The sequence below is a fragment of the Shewanella psychromarinicola genome (genome assembly GCF_003855155.1).
Classification (GTDB): domain Bacteria; phylum Pseudomonadota; class Gammaproteobacteria; order Enterobacterales; family Shewanellaceae; genus Shewanella; species Shewanella psychromarinicola.
Genome location: NZ_CP034073.1, coordinates 4,239,880 through 4,261,650, shown reverse-complemented (window position 1 = coordinate 4,261,650; position 21,771 = coordinate 4,239,880). Strand labels below are relative to the sequence as shown.

The 21,771-nt window shown below is 42.0% G+C and carries 18 protein-coding genes; 8 read left to right on the top strand and 10 right to left on the bottom strand.

Annotation, left to right across the window (positions count from 1 at the left end):
- The first annotated feature begins 1,100 nt into the window (after window positions 1–1,100).
- A complete protein-coding gene (locus EGC80_RS18610) occupies window positions 1,101–1,769 on the top strand; it encodes a LuxR C-terminal-related transcriptional regulator (protein ID WP_124011725.1) in 669 nt (222 codons plus the stop codon).
- Between the two features lie 100 nt (window positions 1,770–1,869).
- On the opposite strand, the gene EGC80_RS18605 is transcribed toward EGC80_RS18610, so the two are convergent.
- From EGC80_RS18605 to EGC80_RS18580, 6 genes are all read right to left on the bottom strand, one after another.
- Complete coding sequence (locus EGC80_RS18605) at window positions 1,870–2,814, bottom strand: hypothetical protein (RefSeq protein WP_124011724.1); 945 nt, start codon at window positions 2,812–2,814, stop codon at window positions 1,870–1,872.
- A 38-nt stretch (window positions 2,815–2,852) separates the two neighbouring features.
- Complete coding sequence (locus EGC80_RS18600; RefSeq protein WP_124011723.1) at window positions 2,853–5,330, bottom strand: fimbria/pilus outer membrane usher protein; 2,478 nt, start codon at window positions 5,328–5,330, stop codon at window positions 2,853–2,855.
- Window positions 5,330–6,145, bottom strand: a complete 816-nt coding sequence (locus tag EGC80_RS18595) for a fimbrial biogenesis chaperone (protein WP_124011722.1) — start codon at window positions 6,143–6,145, stop codon at window positions 5,330–5,332. The genes EGC80_RS18600 and EGC80_RS18595 overlap by 1 nt, the downstream gene beginning before the upstream one ends.
- 92 nt (window positions 6,146–6,237) lie before the next feature.
- Window positions 6,238–6,969: a fimbrial biogenesis chaperone gene (locus EGC80_RS18590; protein WP_124011721.1), complete on the bottom strand. Its 732-nt coding sequence runs from the start codon at window positions 6,967–6,969 to the stop codon at window positions 6,238–6,240.
- Between the two features lie 72 nt (window positions 6,970–7,041).
- Complete coding sequence (locus tag EGC80_RS18585; protein ID WP_124011720.1) at window positions 7,042–7,533, bottom strand: hypothetical protein; 492 nt, start codon at window positions 7,531–7,533, stop codon at window positions 7,042–7,044.
- A gap of 97 nt (window positions 7,534–7,630) precedes the next feature.
- Window positions 7,631–8,137, bottom strand: coding sequence for a hypothetical protein (locus tag EGC80_RS18580; RefSeq protein ID WP_124011719.1), 507 nt, complete (start codon window positions 8,135–8,137; stop codon window positions 7,631–7,633).
- Window positions 8,138–9,451: 1,314 nt separating this feature from the next.
- On the opposite strand from EGC80_RS18580, the gene EGC80_RS18575 reads away from it, so the two are divergent.
- The 3 genes from EGC80_RS18575 (at window position 9,452) to EGC80_RS18565 (ending at window position 13,444) form a co-directional block, all read left to right on the top strand.
- Window positions 9,452–10,048 (top strand): LemA family protein, encoded by a 597-nt coding sequence (locus EGC80_RS18575; RefSeq protein ID WP_124011718.1) that lies wholly within the window; start codon window positions 9,452–9,454, stop codon window positions 10,046–10,048.
- Between the two features lie 21 nt (window positions 10,049–10,069).
- Window positions 10,070–12,016: a M48 family metallopeptidase gene (locus EGC80_RS18570; RefSeq protein ID WP_124011717.1), complete on the top strand. Its 1,947-nt coding sequence runs from the start codon at window positions 10,070–10,072 to the stop codon at window positions 12,014–12,016.
- A 771-nt stretch (window positions 12,017–12,787) separates the two neighbouring features.
- Window positions 12,788–13,444 (top strand): glutathione S-transferase family protein, encoded by a 657-nt coding sequence (locus tag EGC80_RS18565; RefSeq protein ID WP_267898626.1) that lies wholly within the window; start codon window positions 12,788–12,790, stop codon window positions 13,442–13,444.
- A 242-nt stretch (window positions 13,445–13,686) separates the two neighbouring features.
- Here EGC80_RS18565 and EGC80_RS18560 read toward each other — a convergent pair whose 3' ends face one another.
- The gene (locus EGC80_RS18560) at window positions 13,687–14,922 is read right to left on the bottom strand and encodes an MFS transporter (RefSeq protein ID WP_124011715.1); all 1,236 of its coding nucleotides are present in this window, start codon (window positions 14,920–14,922) and stop codon (window positions 13,687–13,689) included.
- A gap of 573 nt (window positions 14,923–15,495) precedes the next feature.
- On the opposite strand from EGC80_RS18560, the gene EGC80_RS18555 reads away from it, so the two are divergent.
- Together EGC80_RS18555 and EGC80_RS18550 are read left to right on the top strand one after the other, a co-directional pair.
- On the top strand, window positions 15,496–16,377 hold the full coding sequence (locus EGC80_RS18555; RefSeq protein WP_233768666.1) for an MYG1 family protein: 882 nt from the start codon (window positions 15,496–15,498) through the stop codon (window positions 16,375–16,377).
- A gap of 406 nt (window positions 16,378–16,783) precedes the next feature.
- A complete protein-coding gene (locus tag EGC80_RS18550) occupies window positions 16,784–17,386 on the top strand; it encodes a class I SAM-dependent DNA methyltransferase (RefSeq protein WP_124011713.1) in 603 nt (200 codons plus the stop codon).
- Window positions 17,387–17,660: 274 nt separating this feature from the next.
- Here the strand turns inward: EGC80_RS18550 and EGC80_RS18545 are convergent, their stop codons facing one another.
- Together EGC80_RS18545 and EGC80_RS18540 are read right to left on the bottom strand one after the other, a co-directional pair.
- Window positions 17,661–18,236, bottom strand: a complete 576-nt coding sequence (locus EGC80_RS18545; protein WP_124011712.1) for a VOC family protein — start codon at window positions 18,234–18,236, stop codon at window positions 17,661–17,663.
- A gap of 51 nt (window positions 18,237–18,287) precedes the next feature.
- Window positions 18,288–18,791, bottom strand: a complete 504-nt coding sequence (locus EGC80_RS18540; RefSeq protein WP_101032012.1) for a L,D-transpeptidase family protein — start codon at window positions 18,789–18,791, stop codon at window positions 18,288–18,290.
- Window positions 18,792–18,957: 166 nt separating this feature from the next.
- Between EGC80_RS18540 and EGC80_RS18535 the strand changes: the two genes are divergently transcribed.
- Together EGC80_RS18535 and EGC80_RS18530 are read left to right on the top strand one after the other, a co-directional pair.
- Entirely contained in the window at window positions 18,958–19,788 is an 831-nt protein-coding gene (locus EGC80_RS18535; protein ID WP_101032011.1) for an ion transporter, read from the top strand.
- Window positions 19,789–19,848: 60 nt separating this feature from the next.
- A complete protein-coding gene (locus EGC80_RS18530; RefSeq protein ID WP_124011711.1) occupies window positions 19,849–21,387 on the top strand; it encodes an MATE family efflux transporter in 1,539 nt (512 codons plus the stop codon).
- Between the two features lie 120 nt (window positions 21,388–21,507).
- Here the strand turns inward: EGC80_RS18530 and EGC80_RS18525 are convergent, their stop codons facing one another.
- Window positions 21,508–21,708: a DUF2986 domain-containing protein gene (locus EGC80_RS18525; RefSeq protein ID WP_101032009.1), complete on the bottom strand. Its 201-nt coding sequence runs from the start codon at window positions 21,706–21,708 to the stop codon at window positions 21,508–21,510.
- Window positions 21,709–21,771 lie beyond the last annotated feature (63 nt).

The window sequence follows — 21,771 nt, the reverse complement described above, 5'->3', positions numbered from 1 at the left end:
TTCATTATGTAATGTTAATTATCTAGAGCTCACGCTATTGAAAAAGCCCCCCAATTGAGTACCTGAATAGTCCTAAAATGTATCGCAATAAATGCTGAAAGAGGCTATGTTATTGATTAAAGTAATAGCTTGGCTAATTTGTTAAGCTTGGTCAGCAAGGAGTAGAGTTGCTCGATAATGTGAGGTGATGATATTCCTCATTTTCATTTAACATGTTAAGTGCTGGCAAGTCTCATACAAAGTGCGATGGTTTTTATTGGATTCTAAGGATGATTTACTAAAAAGGCTCAATCTTAGGGAATGTGCTATTCTTTTCTAGAAACGTGTCATTTTTTTGCTAGCGTACATAGACACGATCTCTAGCGCTAGGATAAAAAACTATTGGAATAAGTAGATTTAGCGGGGGTGAAACTAATTACAAGCACAATAGTCATGGGAATTATCATTGCAAGACAACAGCCAAGACAATTTATTGATGATAATCGGTTGAATATACCCACGCTGTGGAACGCTAACACAGCGTCCGGAGATTGATGTTAACTGGCGATGATACCAACGTCGCATGGAATTATTTTTGCTTAAGAAATAAAAGTGTTATCTATGGTGGATGACTAACTTCCGCACAATAAGTTTAGTCGCCAAGAAGTGATCAAGCTTTACCCTAGTCGCTGGCAAATTGAACTGTTATTCAATGAATTTAAAAGTGATAGGATACCGAAAAAAGTTGTTACGCGTCAGCCACTTTTAGTCGAGGGGTTGATCTGGGAGAGCCTGCTGAGTTTGCCGATAAAGCGTGATATCGACCGTGTCGCTCAGCGGCGGTTTAAAATGCAATTATCCCAGCTATAAATGGCCAAAGTAATGCAATCTTGGTTTGAGTGGCTATTAAATCGCTACTAGGAAATTAATCAACAGAAGGTTTATGGAGGGATAACATTTATCACGGCAAATATCTGTCGAGGTTGAGTGTTAAATAATAATATAAACAATGGTTTGTGGTCAGTTCTGGAATATTTAAATGCTTAAAGTCCAGTGTATGTGCTAACAGTAAAATACTGCGATGTGTGCACCACAACTGTGTTATAAGGAAATTATTCATTATGCTTAAACTTACATTGGTTTTAGTCACGAAGTTGACCATTCAGAGTAGAGCCTTTGCTGATCTTTTAAAGACGAGTCTAGATTGTGAGACCCGATTTATTAGTAATGAAATGGAACTGGAGAACCTCGATAGAGCATTAAATCCATTATTACTTGTTGATGTGGCTAACCTACCCAATATTGACGATCGTTGTTGGCAAATCCAGTTTGATACGAATCTTTCTCAAGTGCATATCGTTTTACTCAATACTTCTAAAAAATTCGATAAACAAGACTTACTCGATTGGCCAAATTGTTGCGGTATTTTTCCACAATCATCTTCACTGGTTTTATTGCTACAGGGGATGCGAAAAATTCTCGCCGGTGAATATTGGTTACCAAGAACTATGATGTGCCAGTTACTGCAACACTACCGAAAAGAAGATATACATCCTGAACAACCTATGGTCTCCCTCACTCGCCGTGAGTGCGATGTACTTAGATTAGTGACTGAATGTAAATCCAACATTGATATTGCCAATGCACTATTTGTGAGTGAGCACACGGTCAAATCACATCTTTATAAAGTATTTAAGAAAACGGAAGTTAAAAATCGTACCCAGGCAGCGAATTGGGCAAAGGATAACCCATCTGCATTTAAAAAATTGCAAAGATACGACAATAAATAACCTCACTGAAGTGTTAAGCTGGGATCTTTTTACTGATCATGGTCGCATTTTTTATTTTAAATAAAAAACTAGGTTAAACTAACATTAACAGCGACCAAAACTAAAAACTTCCCAGACCAGATGCACTGATATCAATATGAATTTCATCTTCATAGATTCCCCCTGGTCGATTTTCTGTTTCACCAATTTGGATAGTCATAGGTATCCTCTGCCCATTATGGTTCTGTGGCGCATTAACAACCAGCTGATTGCCCGTTACCGTAAAATCAATGACACTGTCAGCCACACTAAATATGTAATCGATATCCCAACGCTCTTGTTTACTTTGATGCCTAAGCTTACCTTGATTATCTGAACGGAAACTAATTTCATAGCCAGCAGTACTTCGAATAAATAAATTAGGATCGATATTCAGCCTTTTTCCTGTTGTCAGGCGACCAAGGTCTAATGGATAAAGTCGTTGCGATAATCCATAGAAACTGATGCTTGCAACAGGAGGAATGCGTGCAGAGATCAATTGATTACGTTCATCTAATACAGTTGTAGACTGTTCAGGATTTGGAATAAGCTGCACGAGTAATTGATTGGTATAGTCTCCTTCTGAACCAAATTGCTGCGCAGGGAAACGTAATTGAAATCGAAAAATGGACTGTTGTGGTGATACCTCGGCAAACCAGTGTCTATTTTGAATAAAACTGCCTGACGTTTGAAGATAGGGGGAAAATGTCAATGAATTTCCGCTTTGCCCCGAGAGTTGATAGCCTTGCTCGATAGTCGAAATCATTAAACTTAAGGCACAATCTTCGTTAGGATCACTAAAACTCACTTTCACCTCGTAGTATTGCATTAACCCAAATGGACTTGTGGTAAAGACATCATATTGATTTTGTGCGCCTGAACTCATTAAACTGACACTTTGTACCCTTGCTTCACAAGCCGCAAAAGCACTAGCAGAATAAATACAGGAAGCAAGAAACATGGCCGTCACGCAGCAAGCCAGTTTCAGCCTTGGCATGATCACTTCGATAAGGTTAGTTAGTGTCATATGGACTCCAGATATATTGGTGCTCTATACACCCTGCGTTAATCAACATAAAGATTACCTAAGCGTAATAAAGCCTTGCTATCATCGCTTATGACTAGCTGATATGTTCGTACGTTTTTGCTATTTAACTTAAGTAAGTAACTACCAGGCTTAAGGCCACTAATGGCAAAGCGACCGCTGCGGTTAGTGAAAAAATCTAAAGCCTCAAAATTTTCATCCGTTTGCGATATTGCTTGTCCGGCTAATAAACTAATAGGCTCACCGGTTTGTTTATCAAATAAGGAGCCCATAGCTGTGATAATGGCATCAGACCCTACCTTAAGCGAATAACCTTGTTTATAACCTGGGTTAAGCGCAAATACCCCATCACCTAAATCGTAGCCAGGGGGTAAATCAGTCACCTCATAGGAAATAAGTTGCTCACTATAAGCCGGTAGATCTGGCACAACCATGGCGCCTAACCCATCGGTATAAACCCTTGAACCTTCATCTGAAATATCTACATCAATGCGATTATTAGCCAGATTAGAGTAGGGTTGTATAATGGCAAAGCTATCGCCAACCGGACGACTAATCGCAACGTTTGCACCAGAAAATACCAATGCTGAAGCCAGTTCTGCGCGGCTGAAATGGCTGCTCTCATTATTACTTAAATCATTAACGCGACTAGTATGCTGTAGGTTAAGATTATATCGATTTGCAGAGTAATCTATACCGGCTTCAAGGTTGGCATCGGTATCACTCGTGCGCTGACCACCAATAAACATATTGACGCCACCCGTTTTACCTATGCCTTTAAGGTAACTATATTCAGTTTGCAAATCTTCCATATCACTACTATAGCTGCTGATTACGCGAGAATATCCCCCAAATGGCCAACTTAAGGTAAATAATGCATTAAATTCATTAGCATCATCCTGGCGATCTTTGTGGGTTAATCTAATACTCCAACTGGCAGGAGTATCAAATAAATCGCCGGAGAGTGCAGGGCTGATTGTCCAATAGTCACCTTGTTCCTGATATGAATCAACATAGTTAACGGTCAGACTGACACGCAAAGCCTGGGTGATCGATTGACTATAACGCCCGGTAAAGAAGTTCCTGTTAATATTGAGCGTAGGCATTAAGTTTATTGGATTAATTGCAGAAATATTTTGTTGCGAAAAGAAATCATCAACTCGACTAAATGACTGCGAAAAATACTCATGAAAGAAACTGAGCTGAGTGTTATTAGGATCATCAGCAAAATCAACATCGAAACCTAGGCTGGCAGCCACGCCTTCACCGACAACATCTTGATGGCTATAAGCGACATTTAAATCAAAAATACCTAATGGCGTAGCAAATAAACTGCGCTGCCCTAGCTGATATAACTCTTGTGCCGCCTGCAGGTTAACGCCGAGGGTCAGAGATGGCGACACGCCATACTCAAACATACCACCGACAATAAATGCATCGTTATCATATTTGAGTTTATCTGCAACTAATTCGCTACTCACTCCCGAGCTAAATGCATATTCAAATTCACCGGGTTTTAATAAGTCCATACCCGTAGCGATACTAAAGTTAATTCGCTCTTGGCGACCATTGCGATCGGTTATCAGCAACTCGACATCACTTACCCCCTCTGCTAATGGAATATCCTCGAGATTATAGGAGCCCGCCCCTAAACTTAGTCTTTTGACCACCACGCCATCAATCAGGACATCGACTTCGGAAGTACGCTCTAAGGTAAATTGACGTGCAGCGGTTGGCCTCACATTACGGGTTGGAATAAGCGAAAAGTCACGAGAAACTCCGAATCCAAGAAAATCGACCCCATTTTGAAAACCGCTGGGACGGCTATAAAAATCCCCCAACACCATACGAGTACCTTGGTTGGGGAAGTCAATATTAAGCCGAGTACCTTGGCGAGAATACACCCCTGACTTACCATCTAATTTATTATAGACAGCTTCATACTCTAATAAGGCATGGCGGTAATTAAGCCCCGCCTCAATAAGATGGTTGAAATCGGTGAAACCTTGACTTTCTTCACTTATATTTTCCGTATTTGATGACGATAAGTAAAGGTTGGTATATCCGCTTAACGTTGAAGCGTCGATATAACGCCGGGTATTTTTTTTAGCTGCAAACGATAAACCGCTTACTTTAAGCGCCTCAATGGGAGCTTGCATGATCAGCTCTAAACTCGACATATCAAAAGTCAAATTAAGCCCCACCTGAGAAAAATCGGCTTGGTTTAATACATCATCATGTTGGTACCCAGCTAATGCCTCGAGGACTTCCGGCACTATAGTATCCGCAAGTAAGGCCAAGGTTGATTTTGCAGGGAGTTCAATATTTTGATCTGCGGTGATAATTAATTCGACGTCACCAATCGCACTATCTTGCAATCGCAATAGGCACTGCAAACGAATGTCTCGCCCAGTGGGGTTTAACTTTATCTCCTCGTTCGCCAAACCTGAAAGCGGCAACAAGCTCAGTAATAGCAATAGTTTACATAACCTGGCCATTAGGGTTCTCGCTCTATGGGGGTTAGAGCTAAACTAAATCCTACGGATAAAGGCCTATCAAGGTGAATAGACAGATTGCGCTTCGAATTGGGTGGGAAAAATGTATTAGTTTGCTCGGCGACCAACGCCTCCCCTTGTATAGTAAGTTCGGTACCGTCGACCCGGGTAATAATCAAGCGATAGTCATTTAGATCGGCGTACTTTCCTCCTTGGTTGTCAATGCTGAATTGCAATAAAGCCGAGGCCTTTGCCTGTTTATCTTGAGAGGGATTTTCCTTTTCGCCGTTGGCAGCTTGCTGGGTTATCGAATTGCGCTTTATCACTAGCAGAGGCTTCATACCAATGGCTGACACATGTACTGCCGCGTTAAAATGGACGAAGATCTTAACCCCACTCTTGTTGGTATTGTCGTCTGACAACTGAGGTTGGCTAAAACGAATAAAATAACTTTGGGACTCAGGCAGGGATTTTTGTCCTAACCACTGTACGCGAACCGACTGCACCGCCCCGGGGGCCAACACGATGGCGGGAGGGAATACTAATAAATCAGGGGTTGTTTCAGGTACAACGGTATAACTGGAACCAACGGCGAACGGATTAAACTGGATCCGATTAACATCGATTTCAACCGGCAATGTAACATTAGAATTATTTTTAATTAAAATTTGCTGATAATTAGGCCGGCTATCAATAGAAAGCGCGGTAACCATGGGAGATATTTCCATCCCATATACAGCCTTTGCCATTGACAGTGTAAGCGTAAATATAAAGCAACAACCAACCACGGCATGCAAGCCTAGTGAATTTCTGTGCATACAACTCCCTGTAACGCTAAGGTTATTCTATTGTCTAAACAAGCGTTAAGCATCACCACTACAATAATAGATATCCCATAAAATCAAAATCGCTATTTCACCATTTCAATTTCAATATTAAGTTTGTCCATACTCAAGGTTTCAATTGGCTGCATGGTTAAGGTACGAGAGGAGTTCGGTAAAATCAAACTGCCGGAGACTAATTCGGAAAGCTGTTCTTTAGTTAACTGCAGTGACTTTACACCATCGCTGACACGCCATTGAGTATTACTAAGACGCACATAACGGTTACCTGAATTATTAATCGTTACCTGCCAATTATTATCTTTAAAACTGATATTTTCGACGGCCAGAATGGCTTTAGCATTGGCCGGCACTACATTGACCAAAGTATTAAAATTGACCGCTAGACTCAATTTTGTGGCACTCTGCCCTGACACGGTAACGGGCAATTGTCGAAAACCTATGCTGTACGCTTGCGACTGGGAAATATCAGGTTCGCCTAAATAACGCACCATCACAGCTTGTGAACGCCCAGCTTGCAATACTGTTGTAACCGGAATAATTAATAAATCATCATCAGCTGGAATATATTCAATATTGCCTGAACTGTTAATTAGCACCTTAAGCGGTACCATTTCAAGTGTAAGTGGTTCGCTGTCGTTATTTTCAACCCGCAAGGTTAATTGGGCATTTCTGCCAACAGGCTCCATTTCGGCCACCATAGGCTGAACTTTATAGGCATATACCTTAGTTACACCAAGGGCACCAATAAGGCATGCCAGCGCTAATAGGCATGATATTTTTTTATTATTTTTTATCATCTGTCACTTCCCAAAAAGATAATGAAACATGAGAGAGTAATACTCCCTCATGTTTTATTTACTTAACCTAAATTAGTTTGCCGCATCAATTTGTACTGTTAAGGTATCTGAATAACCACCAGACCAAGTTGCCCCACCAGGTGTCATAAACGACAATACACCAGCAGCGCCACCGAGCAATCCAGTAGCTGAATATGAAGCATCGACGTTGGCACCATTAGTTCCAACACCGCCTGGCGCATTAAGAACTAAATCTGGATAAGCACCAATTGCCAAAGTGGCGGTATATGGAAGCGATTGATCCTCTGCATCATCTGACTCAAGGCCACCTTCAGCACTGATCATTTGTATCGTTGCACCGTCAGCATCATTACATTCAACAGTTAATCCAATATTTGCTGCATTGGCAGATCCCGAGACGTTACCAAAATCTCTTAATTGGGTATTTAGACCTGAAACCTCACAAACCGCGGGCACATAACCGACTAACTGAACATCACCGGCATTTGCTGTACTTGCGAAAAGTGCTGTTAAAGATGCTGCAACTAAAGTAATCTTTCTCATGGTAAAACTCCTTGTAATATTTCAGATTGGTTTTTTACTAGCCGACCAGTTCTTGCCAACTGGTCGGCAACTTTTCTCCATTGGGGAGAAAATCTCATTAAATACCCTGCTGAGTAAAATTGGGATAAACCTCAATATGCAGGGTATCGCTGTATTTTCCGGCATGTACCAGTGCCTCAGGCAGTGTAATATCTAAGCTTGCTGAAGTCGCAAACGGAATATCCTCGCCAGCACTAAATCGCCGTTCTTGTTGAATATCAATACTATTAGCCGTTAATCTAAACTGAATAGATTCTATTTTTAGCTCAATATCATAGGCCGCAACCACATCATTTTCAGCCTCCGCTTGGCTTAGCTTAAGCCCACCATTCTCTGAGCGTAGGGCAACCAACATCGCTTGATTGCAGTCAATTGCTATCGTTGTGGAGTGGACTAACTGCTGGCTAAAATCGAAAGTGGAGCTGGTGGGTATTGCTATTACACACCTATCTTCAATAACACCTGAAAGTGCCAGAGTCAGTGATTCGTTGGCCTGTGTAGTTGTTAGGCTGTAAGAGAAGTGTAAAACGAGGAATGCGGTTGTATATTTTACAAAAAAAAGCATATTCCTCCCATTTACATTCATATTAATGTCCCCATTACATTAGATTACAGATTACTTTTACATCGATTACCTGAGATAGGTACAGATGAAAGTGTTGCAATAATGTTAGCCATAATACTGATTAACACAATATGAATTAAAGTATGAAGTTTGAGATAATCATTCATACTTACTGTTACGTTAACTCATACTTTCTCAATGTCTTTCTATCAGGGTTAACTATGTAAATTATTGAAAAATAGGTTTTTTACTCGAAATTATAGGTCAGTACATATATATTGGAGTATGACATAGGTATCAGTCCGGCGAACGACACCTCGCTTAGGTAATAAATGATCAGCTTGTTAAGGTTTTGGGATCAGTCCAGTTCCAATCGATGATTAAGTCGTAGAGGCGCCGTTCTCATTATGGCCAAAGAGCCGATTTTTTTTTACAGAAAGGCCGAATATTTGGACGCATTTACAGTATGTTTTATTCATCATTAAGCTAGTGGTACTATGATGCTGCCAACAAAGCCACGGTGAGTCGACGTTGTGAGTTATCCCGTGGACGGTCTTATTTCAGCGTTAAAGACTAGAGTGTGCTGGTAGAAGGTACTGACCGAATTATCCGTGGAGAAAAAGTGGTTCGATTGGCTTAAGCAGCCAACACATTCAAGACAGACTCAACATCCCTACGAAGAACGGACTTAACATTACCAACAGCTTTGGTCATTTACCCAAAGGTGCTGTCGGTTCGTTACCCACATAAACCGAATACTGTAGATATTTCTAAAATGGTGTCAGATGCCGCAAACCGCCAATGTTGGTATTGTGGTTAAAGCCTAACCTTTGCAATTACTTGCAAGTCATTTTCAGCTTGATTGGTATCACGCATGTTTTGCTTGTTGAAATCAGCCAATTTCTTCATTTTCATATACCTTTCACTACTTAGGGCTCACTCTTCTGAGCAATGTACTTAATTTATGCACTGGTATAATTAAAGGCTATCGTAATGAATGCTGAAAGAGGCTATGTTATTGATTATAAGAATGGCTTGGGTTAGTGGCTAGCAAGGCTAGAAAAGGTCGCTGTACAATGACAGCCTATGCCTATCGACTGTTGAGACTGGATGATTTATGTTAGTAATTAGGTGCTTAATGTATGGGTTTGGCTATTGTCTGAATGTTACTCGAGTCTTTCATTTCGGTTTTAGTGATAGCCCATTTGGCACAAGCTTTTAGATGAGCCTGGTGTTTATGAATTCAATTACAACGCGTACATAACACTAATAGCATCGAAAGGATGCGTAAATATTTGGATAAAGGTGAAAAATATGTCAATCACATTGATAGTTATTCTGGTTCTGGTGGCACTGGTGTTTTTTTATGTGACCGGGGTATTTAATAAACTGGTTACGCTGAAAAATCGCTACAAAAATGCCTTCGCACAGATCGAGGTGCAATTAAAACGTCGATATGACTTGATACCTAATCTTGTCGAGACCGCCAAGGGTTATATCAAACATGAACGGCAAACCTTGGAAGCCGTGGTAGAGGCACGTAATACGGCGCAGAATATGTTGTCAAAGGCGGCGGCCGATCCCAGTAACACTGATGCCATAAAAGGACTGAGTGGCGCTGAAAGTAAACTGGGGGAGGCCATGATGAACTTTAACATGGTGATGGAGGCCTATCCGGATCTTAAGGCCAATCAGAATATGCTGCAGTTAAGTGAGGAACTTATCTCCACGGAAAATAAGGTCTCTTTTTCCAGGCAGGCCTTTAACGATCAGGTGATGGCTTATAATACTTATAAACAAACTTTTCCTCAGGTGTTTTTTGCGGCGCGATTTGGTCATGGGCAAGATGCAACATTGTTGGAGTTTGAAGATACTGTGGCCATCCAGGCGGCACCCAAAGTCTCATTTTAGTCATTTTCCTAGGTATGCAACATGAATTTTTTTGAATCCCAGGACCGAGCACGTAAAAACACTTTTCAGCTGATTTTGCTGTTTAGCTTGGCGGTGATCATCCTGATCGTGATGGTTAATCTGCTGGTTATGTTGGCGTTTGGTTTTATCGACAACGAGCAAATGTCAGCGGGTCAGTCTTTTTGGCAGCAAATGGATTGGCGCACTTTTGCCACTATCAGTTCGGCAGTCGTTCTGGTGGTCTTGGGAGGCAGTCTTTATAAAATCATGGCTTTGTCGGCTGGTGGCAAGGTTGTTGCCGAAGGGCTAGGAGGGCAATTAATCGCACAAAATACCACGGTTCTGAATCAACGAAAATTATTAAATGTGGTAGAGGAAATGGCTATCGCTTCTGGTACGCCAGCACCACCGGTATATTTGTTGGCTGACGAGAACGGTATCAATGCATTCGCCGCCGGTTTCTCCCCCAAAGATGCCGTTATTGGCGTGACTCAAGGAGCGATTGATCACCTCAGTCGCGATCAACTTCAAGGTGTCATCGCTCATGAGTTTAGCCATATTTTTAACGGTGATATGCGCCTAAATATCCGCTTGATCGGTGTTCTTAACGGGATACTGATCCTCGGTATTATTGGTTACCACTTACTGTATTCCACTTCTCGTTCTCGGCGTGGACGGGACAATGGTAAAGGGGCCGCAGGAATATTAGCACTGGCGATTGGGCTCATTGTCATCGGCTTTGCCGGGACTTTTTTTGGCGGCTTAATAAAAGCGGCCGTGAGTCGACAAAGAGAATACCTAGCAGATGCCTCAGCGGTTCAGTTTACCCGTAACCCAGAAGGCATTGCGGGTGCATTGAAACGCATCGGCGGGCTAGAGTTTGGATCTTTGATAGAGGATCCCGGGGCAGCTGAAATCAGCCATGCTTTTTTTGCTCAAGGCGTTTCAGGTTTGATGCAAACGTTGTCCGCTACCCATCCACCACTGGCAAAGCGTATCTTGCACATTGATCCCCATTGGGATGGCAAATTTGCCACTGTCGACAAGCTCGAAATAGACCAAAGTGTGCAATCTGGCGATGGAAAAGTATCCAAGGCTCAGCCAGAATTGGCGAAAAAAATGAGCACAATTGCTGCCGGGGCGTCCATAGTTGATCTTGCCAATAGTATTAGTCAAATAGGCAATCCTACGCGGGAAACGGTCGATTATGTTCGGGCGTTAATTGCGCAGTTACCCACTGTCATCAAGGATGCTGCTCGCGAACCCTATGGGGCTCGGGCCGTTGTTTATGCCCTGCTATTGGATAAGGATCAGCAAATTCGGCTTAAACAATTAGCTTATTTACACCAATATGCCGACGCAAATGTTGCCGTTTTTACCCGTAAACTGCTGTCTGAAATAGATAGGTTAGAGGCTGGCTCTCGGCTTCCATTAATTGATATTGCCATCCCAGCTCTCAAACAGTTATCACTGTCTCAGTACCAGATTTTCAGAGTCAATATGGATGCTCTGATTGACATGGATTTTAAACTTGTCTTAAAGGAGTGGACCTTACGTAAAATTCTGTTCATTCATCTGGATGCTCACTTCTTCAAACATCCGCGCAGCCTACTGGCTAGCGTAGATAGCGAGCAACTTAAGCCCGAAATTGCATTGCTGCTATCCGTGTTGACCTATGCCGGTCAGCAAGAACAGGTTGTCAGAGAGGACGTTTTTATCACCGCGGTAGAAGCATTGGGAATGAGCGAGCTCAAATTAGTTAACGAAAATGCAGTCAAGCTATCAGATCTGGACACAGCGCTACAAAAACTGGAAAAGTTAACTCCTATGGCCAAACCGATGTTATTGCACGCCTGTGCCGTTTGCATCATGCGCGATCAAAAGATAGATCCGGTTGAGGTTGAATTATTACGGGCTTTTGCCGATGTTCTGGCTTGTCCAATGCCACCACTGATCTCTTATGCTTAAGCATTGTATCGCTCAATTTACCTTGAGTATGGATTGCACTCGTTAGCCTTAACTCATAAGAATATGCACCAATAATGGAATGGACCTACCGTTTGCTCGTCTTTTTAATAAGCGATTAAATCATCAAATTAAATGCATCTCCCGCCATATTATTAACTGCGTTGCAAGAAACCTATCTAGACAAATGGATCGAAACCTACAAAAAAAGATCGAATTCATTTGGGAAAATGTGCCGCGGCTCACCGGCAATGAAACATTACTTAATGGGAAATAGGTTGGGGCTGATAAGAATTTAGCTAAAAGCTAAATTGAAGGTCACCATTTTAAAAACGGGTAACGGTTAGCTTAAGTCAGAGCCATTACATTTGAGATGGAAATGACACAACAATGATGACTTAAGAGTGTTGCTGGCATCGCAATGATCTGCTGTACCATAGCGACATTAAGTCAATTTTTTAGACAAAAAATAATAAAAAAATAATATAAAAATTAGTGGCTTATGTTTTTTAGGTAAAAGGGAATGCAGCCCTCCATTAAACCCACTAGCCATCGGCTATTGCTTGACGTCAATACTTGTCTCAATTGGTGCTTTGGCGCGTCGTTAAGTAAAGGCCAACAAAAGAGGCTATTTTAAGGCGCCCCGGGGCATTAAGCGTCTTCGTTTTTTATTCTCAGATGCAGTCACTGTCGATGTAGGCAGAGGATTATCGGTGGCCAACGGCAAGGTGAAGTATAAAAACCGCCTCCCAGTGGTATAGTTGGTTAATTTCGTTGCACAACAGGAGACATATTATTTACACACTGTATTGGGATCGCGGTGGGGCCAACATGGCCACTCACGCCGTACTGGAAGAGTTGGGCGTGGCCTACGAGTTGATCGAGATCGATTTGGCTAAACGAATGCAACGTACACCGGAGTACCTGGCGATCAACCCGAACGGCAAGGTGCCCACATTACAGCACCGGGGCGAAATCATTTATGAATCGGCGGCGATTCTGATGTACCTGCTTGACCAGCACCCGAATGCCGGTTTGGCCCCCGCACTGCATTCGCCGCAACGAGGGCATTATTACCAATACCTCACTTGGATGTCGAACACCTTGCAGGAAGCGGCTAACCGCTGGGCCCACCCGGAGCACTACGTCACTGGCGATACCGATTTGCCCTCTGTGGTGGATAAAGCAACCCAGGACCTGAGCCGCTGCTGGAGCATCCTCAACGATGATCTGGGCAATAAAGGCCCATGGCTTCTAGGTGACAGACTAAGCGGCGCCGACTTTCATTTGTTTATGGTGGCCTACTGGAGCAGCCGCTATGGCAGTCGAGCGCAAGACTGGCCAAACCTACGCCGCCACATGCAAGCCATGCTTCAACGCGACTCTATCCAACAGATGATGTCTCAGGAGGGACTGACATTGGAATGCTGATCCGAGGTGGGATGGTTCACGCACTTAATAGAATTTTGCAGTGAATAAGTCCCTATGGCCATTAATTCATTATGTTTAACACTCGTGGAGTCCATATACGCAAAGTGGCACAACGCGAGATAGAACTAGGGTGAAAATAATTTTAAGGTAGTGGCCATTTTTTCTTCATAAAGAGCATGTTTCCATTAGGCAATTGTAGGGCTGTGATTACTGTTTTTGGTGTCTATTTGTTGGTTACATAATTAAATTTTCAGTTTCTTCTCGTGAGAGTATGAAAAAAAAGCGAAAAACATTGCCAGTAATATGTACACGGCGAGCCAGAAAAAAAGCTGAGAGCCTGTGATCCCATTATCAATGAGATAACCAAATAAAATCGGAGAAATCGAGGTCGATATCACACCAAGAGAGACCATGAGTGCGCGTATTCTCCCAAGATACTTGGTGCCATAGACTTCAGCCCAAAGCGCATTAATGATTGGGCTACCGGAGCCCATGGCGATGCCGAGTAAAATAAGTAGCGCGTAAGCAACCCAGTTGCCTGTTAGTTGCGAGGCCAACAACAAAGCCATGAGCATTGGGATTGGGTAATATTTTAACAATTGTCTCCCGCTGAATCTGTCAACCAATGCGCCCGTATACATTGATGAAAGCCAATGGGCAATCCCATAAAAGACGAAGCAATTGGCAAAAAGCATGGGTGTCCAGCCCATCTGAGGAAGAAAAAATCCCTGATGAATAAATATTCCTGTCACGATGAATGGTGCGGCAAGGACTGTGGGTAGTACCAACCAAAAACGATAATCGGCAAGTAATGTTCTTCTCGATCCATCCTCTTTGAGTGGTTTAGAAGGTTCACAGTCTAAAGTTGGATCATGTTCGGCATATTTTTGATTTCTCGCACGTTTAATAAGAAAAAGTGCCAGAGGAAGATAAAGTAAGGGGACTGATACTGCTATGATCAACCAACTTTGTTGCCACCCGAATTGTGCAATAAAAAATACTGCAATGGAAGGCAGTATGATTTCACCTAAGGGAACCCCTGTGGTTGCTACACTTACACCTTTGCCACGATTCAAAGAAAACCTTTTCATCATTGTGGTTATGGCGGTGTGTGGAAAAAGTCCCTGACCAAAAAAACGCAGGAGAAAAAGTCCGACAACAAGCGTTGTTAGGTTATTGGTCTGCCAGAGCGTAAGCGCTGCCAGAGAAAGTCCAATTGTGCAGAATAGGATAAACTTTTCTAACGAGACTTTGTCAATACTCCCACCAATCCACATGATAAGTAGGCCACTGGCAAGTGTTGCCATAGAGTAGGCGGTTCCATAGCTTGTGGCTGATAGACCAAGACTTTCTTTAAAGCTGTCTCCGAACCAGCTAATGAAAAACGACTGACCGAAGTTGCCCATGAAAACGGTCATCACGCCAAAAATGAGAATTGGCCAGCTGTGGCTTATAAAACGTAAATATTCGCGGATCATGTATTATATAAGCTCCCTAAAAAATTCACACAATTGACTTTTTTGATGGTTTGTCAACAAAGGGAAATGCGGATGACTATTATGCTATTCACATTTAGCTATGTTTCCAAGTCCAAATAGCCAAATGAACCTATTTCCTTTTTACTCTATTGCCTTTGTAGGATAGGCGGCTTTGTCATTTTTGTTTATGTGCATGTTAGCATGGTAGGTTTCTAAGTCGCTTTTACCTGAAGATAGCACACCGCCACAACGGGGCTTGATTGATGGATAATAAACTATCTTTTTAAATGCCCTTGCATCAAAGGAGCCATAGTATCAACGCTAGATTGTTGCTGCCAATCTGGTAAAAGCCGATATAAAAAAAGCGATGTATACGAAGCAGAATGAATGATTGTGTTCAAAGCAGTATTTTTTCGTAAATAGATTTTACTCTTTCTATACGGCACAAACTTTTTCTTTACAGAAATGGGTTTTCTTGTTGATGAGTGAAACGTTATAATTTCGAACACTTAACTGAAGTATCGTATAAATAATGCGCGCTTTGGTGATAACGTAAATGGATATATTATTTTGATGAAGATATTTGGAACACACAGCGGGGCATTTCATGCCGATGATGTTTTTGCCATTGCGGCGTTGTCGATGTTGCATCCGGAGTATGAAATACATCGCTCACGTGACCCCAAAGTATGGGCAAAATGCGATTACCTCGTTGATGTTGGTGGTTACTACAATCACGATGAAAAGGTATATGACCACCATTTTAAGAACGGTCCGACATACGATGATGGTTTAAAAATGTCATCTATCGGCCTTATTTGGTCTCATTATGGTACTGAGATTTGTGGCTGTCCTGATATTGCCGATAGGATTAGTCGACGTTTGATTAGACAGTTTGATGCAATTGATAATGGAGTGACATTAACACATCATATTGAAGACTTTTCTGATGTGCGCGAAATCTCACTATCGGGGTCAATTTCTATGATGAACCCTCAGGACCACTCTAAAACAGACGACGTTTTTGAGGGCGAAGTAGTGCGCGCTCGTTTAATGCTTCAGACTGCCATCGCACAAGCCAAGCACTGGATTGATAGTCGGGAAGGGGTGGAACTTGCTCTTAACGTGGCTCACAATGAAAAACGTTCATATATCATTGTGCCTGAAGATTGTAAGTGGATAGAACACCTGTTTAACAGCAATGGAAATGAAACGATACTTTATGCAATATTTCCAAATGGTGAAAAATGGTACGCCCGCACCGTTCCATCAGCTCCTGGAGAATTCTCTAACCGTAAAGATTTTCCAACATCATGGGCTGGTTTGAGTGATGAAGCGTTTTCAAAAGTGGCACAGATCCCAGATGGCGTATTCTGTCATCATGGCTTATTTATCTGTGCAACAGGTTCACTTCAGTCAACTATGAAGTTAGTCGCTGATGCCATTAAAGCCTAAACCGACAACGCCATGATAAATGTTTGTATTTGGTAAGCAGTGCTCAGTAAAAGGTGAAGACCTAAACGAGCTTGAACGTAGGGCTGTGAACCAATGTAGTACTCAAAACATGGCCAAGATTGTTGGCGGCATCAAAAGGATTTGCTGCGCCATAGCGTCATTACGTAAACTCGTTAGTAAAAAGACTAGCGAGTTATCTTTAAACGCAATGACATCATGCTAATGCGAGCCTGTAAACGATTCAAAAGATGTTATTAGTTTATAGACATTCGAAATCATTCTGAGACATTCAATATCACACGAATATATTCGCTCTTCATTGGCGATAACAAGTCTAGATAACCTCAACAATCCAGTAGCCAACATCGCGGCTGAGCTCAACGTTTTACCGAAGTAGGAAGCAAAGATGAGTAGAGATTTTTTCGAGCATAAAGCAGTTATTTTCGATAGCGATGATAATAGAGTTTCAAATGTCGAAAACATTGCCAATGCTGTCATTAAAAATGTAAGCCTTGATCGACAAATGCACTTAATGGATTTTGGCTCAGGTACCGGATTGCTACTTGAGCGCATTGCGCCGTCTGTACGAAAAATTACTGCTATTGACATTTCAAAATCGATGAATGATCAGCTTGAAAAGAAGCGAGTCAGTCTTAGTTGTGAAATTGATATATTGGCCATTGATTTAGAATCTACAGATATCACAGATAAATTTGATGGCATTATATCTTCAATGACAATGCATCATGTGAAAGATATTGGGGCAATGTTCGTTAAGTTCTATTCTCTGCTAAATGATGGCGGAATAATCGCTATATCTGATCTTGACAAGGAAGATGGAAGTTTCCATACAGAAGATACTAGTGTCTACCATTTCGGTTTTGACCGAGATGCGATTGCTCTTGCAGCAAAGCAAGCTTGTTTTCGAGAGGTTGAAGTCGTTGATGCTAGTGTAGTGCACAAGTCACAAGGAGAGTTTGCGGTATTTTTATTAACGGCTAAGAAATAAGCATGTATCAAGTTGATCAAACGAACAACACCGTTGGCTGTTGTTCGTTGCTTACTTATTTTCTTGTCATTGATCTAAACAAGCCAAACTCAGTTATGGCATTGGCATATCGATGTTTGGCTTGTTTTATCTAATCTGTAGAGAAAACCTCGTGATCAGAGCGAAGCGAAGTCGCGGGGATGAATCGATAAACTAACCTTGCTCTTGAATATATTGACGGATCGTATCAACGGAAGTGCTGCCGTTTCCAGATAAAGCGTTATTAGTACTATGCTTAGCAGGCTTGTTCACTTTCAACAATCTTTTGAATATCGTGCGGGTGTACTTTAACGCAAATGCCATTGGCCTTAAACGCTATGGTTGGGTTGGCTAAGCGCTCTTTATCGCCTTTTGGCGAACTTTGCTTTACCTTAATGTCACTGTTTTCTGAATCATTACTCGCAATAATATCAGCCAGTTGTGGCACTTTTTCGATAAGCTCTGCGACTAGTTCATCACAGGTTTGTGCCTGTGACGGAAACACTAACTCGACATGTTCCCAGCCTTCAACTGGATAAGCTTTGTCGGATGGGAAGGGCAGTTCAACACATTGAATGTGCATTGCGCCAATAACTAATGGCTCGGTTAATTTAATGATTAAAATAGGCCGACCGTTAATGATATTATTGGAGATTATTTTGCCATGTTGGCTAAATTCATCAGCTAATAACTGCGCCATGTGGTTGTCGTTCACTCGTAAGGCGGCATGATCGCAGTATAGTGATAAGTTCTCTAGGCCTAACTGATCAATAAATGCCGTAATGCGCTGACCAAAGTCGACCCAAGTATGTTGTAGGTGTTGGTAATTCATTTTGTGACCCAAAAAACAAAGCAAAAATGGTATGGTTGAGATTAAATCAGCCTATGGCCATATTTCAATCGGTGTACCGGCATCAATCATTTGCCATAATTCATCCATTTCTTTGTTGGTGACGGCAATGCAACCATTGGTCCAGTTGTACTTTTGTGCTTCTTTTGGCGGCAACGTTGAACGAGGGTTTTCACCGTGGATCATGATCATGCCACCGGCTCGGATCCCTAATGCGTCAGCCCTTAATTTATCTTCTTCATTGGGATACGAAATATGAATCGATTTATAAAATGCACTATCAGATTTTTTATAATCTAAAACGTAACGGCCTTGTGGAGTGCGTTGATCACCTTCTTTAAGCTTATGACCACTGGGCACATCGCCCATGGCAATGAGGTAACTTTTAACCACTTTTCCGTCACGCATCACAGATAAACGAGATTCGGATTTATTGACCACAACTAAATCCACTTTTGCTGTTGTTTGGCTTGTCGAAGCAAGCGCTAATAACGGGCAGAAAATTAAGGCTATAAATAATATGTACAACGCGCGCATGAAAACTCCGTAAACCAATGACCTTTTTAATTTTTATTGTAAAATGACCTTATTTCGAATGTTAACATCCGACAGTCAATGTTAGATTTTAACGACTACAAGGGTTAATTGATATTAGTTAACCAAGTTTATTTGCAATTTATTGCCCAAGACAGTGAATATTAAGATGAATACCGAAGAAAAACCCGACAGCCCACTGAAACAATACCTTAGAAGTGTGATTTTTGGTACCGAAACCTTAGCAGGAAAACGCTTCGATATTGCCCTTATGGTCTGTATTGTACTGAGTGTGTTATTAATTTTTATCGATACGATAGAACGAGTTAATTCGCCGTACGGTGACTATATTCAAATTGCTGAATGGACCTTTACGGTAATCTTTACCGTTGAGTACATATTAAGGATCTATTGTTCGCTTAATCGGTTACACTATGCACGCAGCTTTTTTGGTGTAGTGGATTTAGTGTCCATTTTACCCAGTTATTTAGACTTGATTTTCCCAGGTGCCAATGTGGCGTTAGCGCTAAGGGTACTGCGTTTATTTCGTGTGTTTAGGGTATTAAAGTTACTTCGATATTTAAGAGATGGTCATATATTACTCAAAGCCATGATGCAGTCGAGTCGAAAAGTGTTTATGTTTTTTTTCGCAGTAAGCCTGATTATCATGGTATTAAGTGTGATTATGTATGTAGTCGAAGGCCCAAATAATGGCTTTACTTCAATACCTCAGTCCATGTATTGGACCGTGGTGACCATTACCACGGTTGGTTATGGAGACATTACGCCACAAACACCATTAGGTCAGGCGATTGCGGCACTGACTATGCTCATTGGTTATTCGATTATTGCCATTCCAACAGGCATTTTAACCGCTGAAATTACACATGAAATGGTCAGAACCCGTGATTTACGTAAATGCAGTAATTGTGGCAAGAAAGGCCACGATAACGATGCTGAATATTGTAATCATTGTGGTAGCGAACTGGAAAAACTCTAGGGTTATCGGCCATAAAGCGAGCTTGGGTTTGCTTATATATATTTACACTCAAGGATACTAATGACCACTGCTAAATTTGTTGAGGGTTCGATTTTACGCCATATCCTAGTGATGAGCTCTACTGCTGCAGTAGGGATTTCGGCACTGTTTGTGGTCGACTTACTCGATATTTTCTTTTTAAGTCTGCTCGGCGAAGTTGAACTTGCCGCTGCGGCAGGTTATGCCAGCACGATTTCTTTTTTTACCACATCAATAGGCATCGGCTTATCTATTGCTCTGGGTGCATTAGTGTCAAAAGCAGTGGGTGCTAAAAATATTAAGTTAGCTAAACGATTGTTTTTAAACAGTGCCATCGTGACGTTAATCACCAGTGTGCTGGTGGCTGCGGTAGTGATTGCGTTTATTCCAGAACTGTTAGCCTTGGTGGGTGCAACAGGGCGCACGGCGGAATTAGCGCAAAGCTATTTATATATTCTGGTGCCATCATTACCGTTTATTTGCTTAGCAATGGCACTTGGCGGTGCATTACGCGCGGTGGGCGATGCCAAATTGTCGATGATGTCGACGCTCGCCGGTGGTGGTGTAAATGCCATATTAGATCCTATCTTCATTTTTTCCTTATCAATGGGGATAGAAGGCGCGGCCGCGGCTTCGGTATTGGCTCGTATTGTTGTGTTTATTATCTCCGCCCGCGGCGTAGTGATAAAACATAAACTGTTAGGTCGGTTTTCGCTTGATGAGTTTAAACAAGACCTCGGGACTATTTTTTCAATTGCCGCACCGGCAATGCTGACCAATGTGGCAACCCCCATTGGTAATGCGGTGGTAACGCGAGCTATCGCCGATTTTGGTGATAGCTATGTGGCTGGTTGGGCTGTATTAGGTCGTTTGATCCCCGTATCGTTTGGGATGATTTTTGCACTGTCGGGGGCCGTTGGACCGATTGTGGGGCAAAACTTTGGTGCCAATGAAATTGAGCGAGTTAGATTGAGTTTGACCAAAGCGATTCAATTTTGTGTGGTTTATGTGCTGGTGATGTCACTTGGACTGTATCTATTACGCAATGTCATTATTAGCAGCTTTGCTATGAAAGGTGATGCGGCAGAGCTTATTTTATTTTTCTGTCAGTACATTGCCGTGTTCTTTATCTTTTCGGGAATTCTGTTTATTGCCAACGCCTCATTTAATAATTTAGGTAAGGCCAAATATTCCACCTTTTTTAACGTCGGTAAAGCAACCGTCGGCACCATACCCTTTGTCTATTTTGGCGCGCAGTGGGGCGGCGTGTTTGGGGTATTAATTGGCCAGGTTATTGGAGCGATTATCTTCGGTGTGATAGGTATTTTCTGTGCATACCGATTAGTCGACAAAATTAGTCGCCAAGGTTTGTTGCCGGCTGGTGCCAACCAACAACTGTTAGAAGACGATGCGATAAACATTGATATGGTTGCAGCACCATCACCTATGCCAGGACGCACTCAGATGGCCCAATTGGATGAAGAGCCCTTTTGTAAGCAATTTGCGCAACAAGATAATGCCGATGACACTATTGCTGACGAAACCAATACTGACAAAACGAGCGCCGATAAAACTAATTGATCTAATCAGCATTTAACACATCATGAATACCTATTTAACAGGCAATAAAAAGCCCCTATTATATTGGCTAAGGCCAACATAATAGGGGCTTTTTGTCACTAACACCCTTGTGAGGCGGCGTTAGTCTTTATCAGTTTCAGTGTTGCTGGTCTCTGTTGCTGCGGCTTGTTCTGCGGCTTCTGTTACCGCAATTTTTTCGCGTTCAGCTTTAGAGATATAACGCTCAACAGCCTTGCTGCTAGGGTTAGACGGCACCACTTTGTTTTGGCGAGCCTTGGCACGTTTAGCCAGCTTTTTGATCATCTCTTGCTTTCTATTCATCTGATTTCTTACTTTGTAAACGACAAGCTATTGATATCATTTTTGATGATAAACAGCTTATCA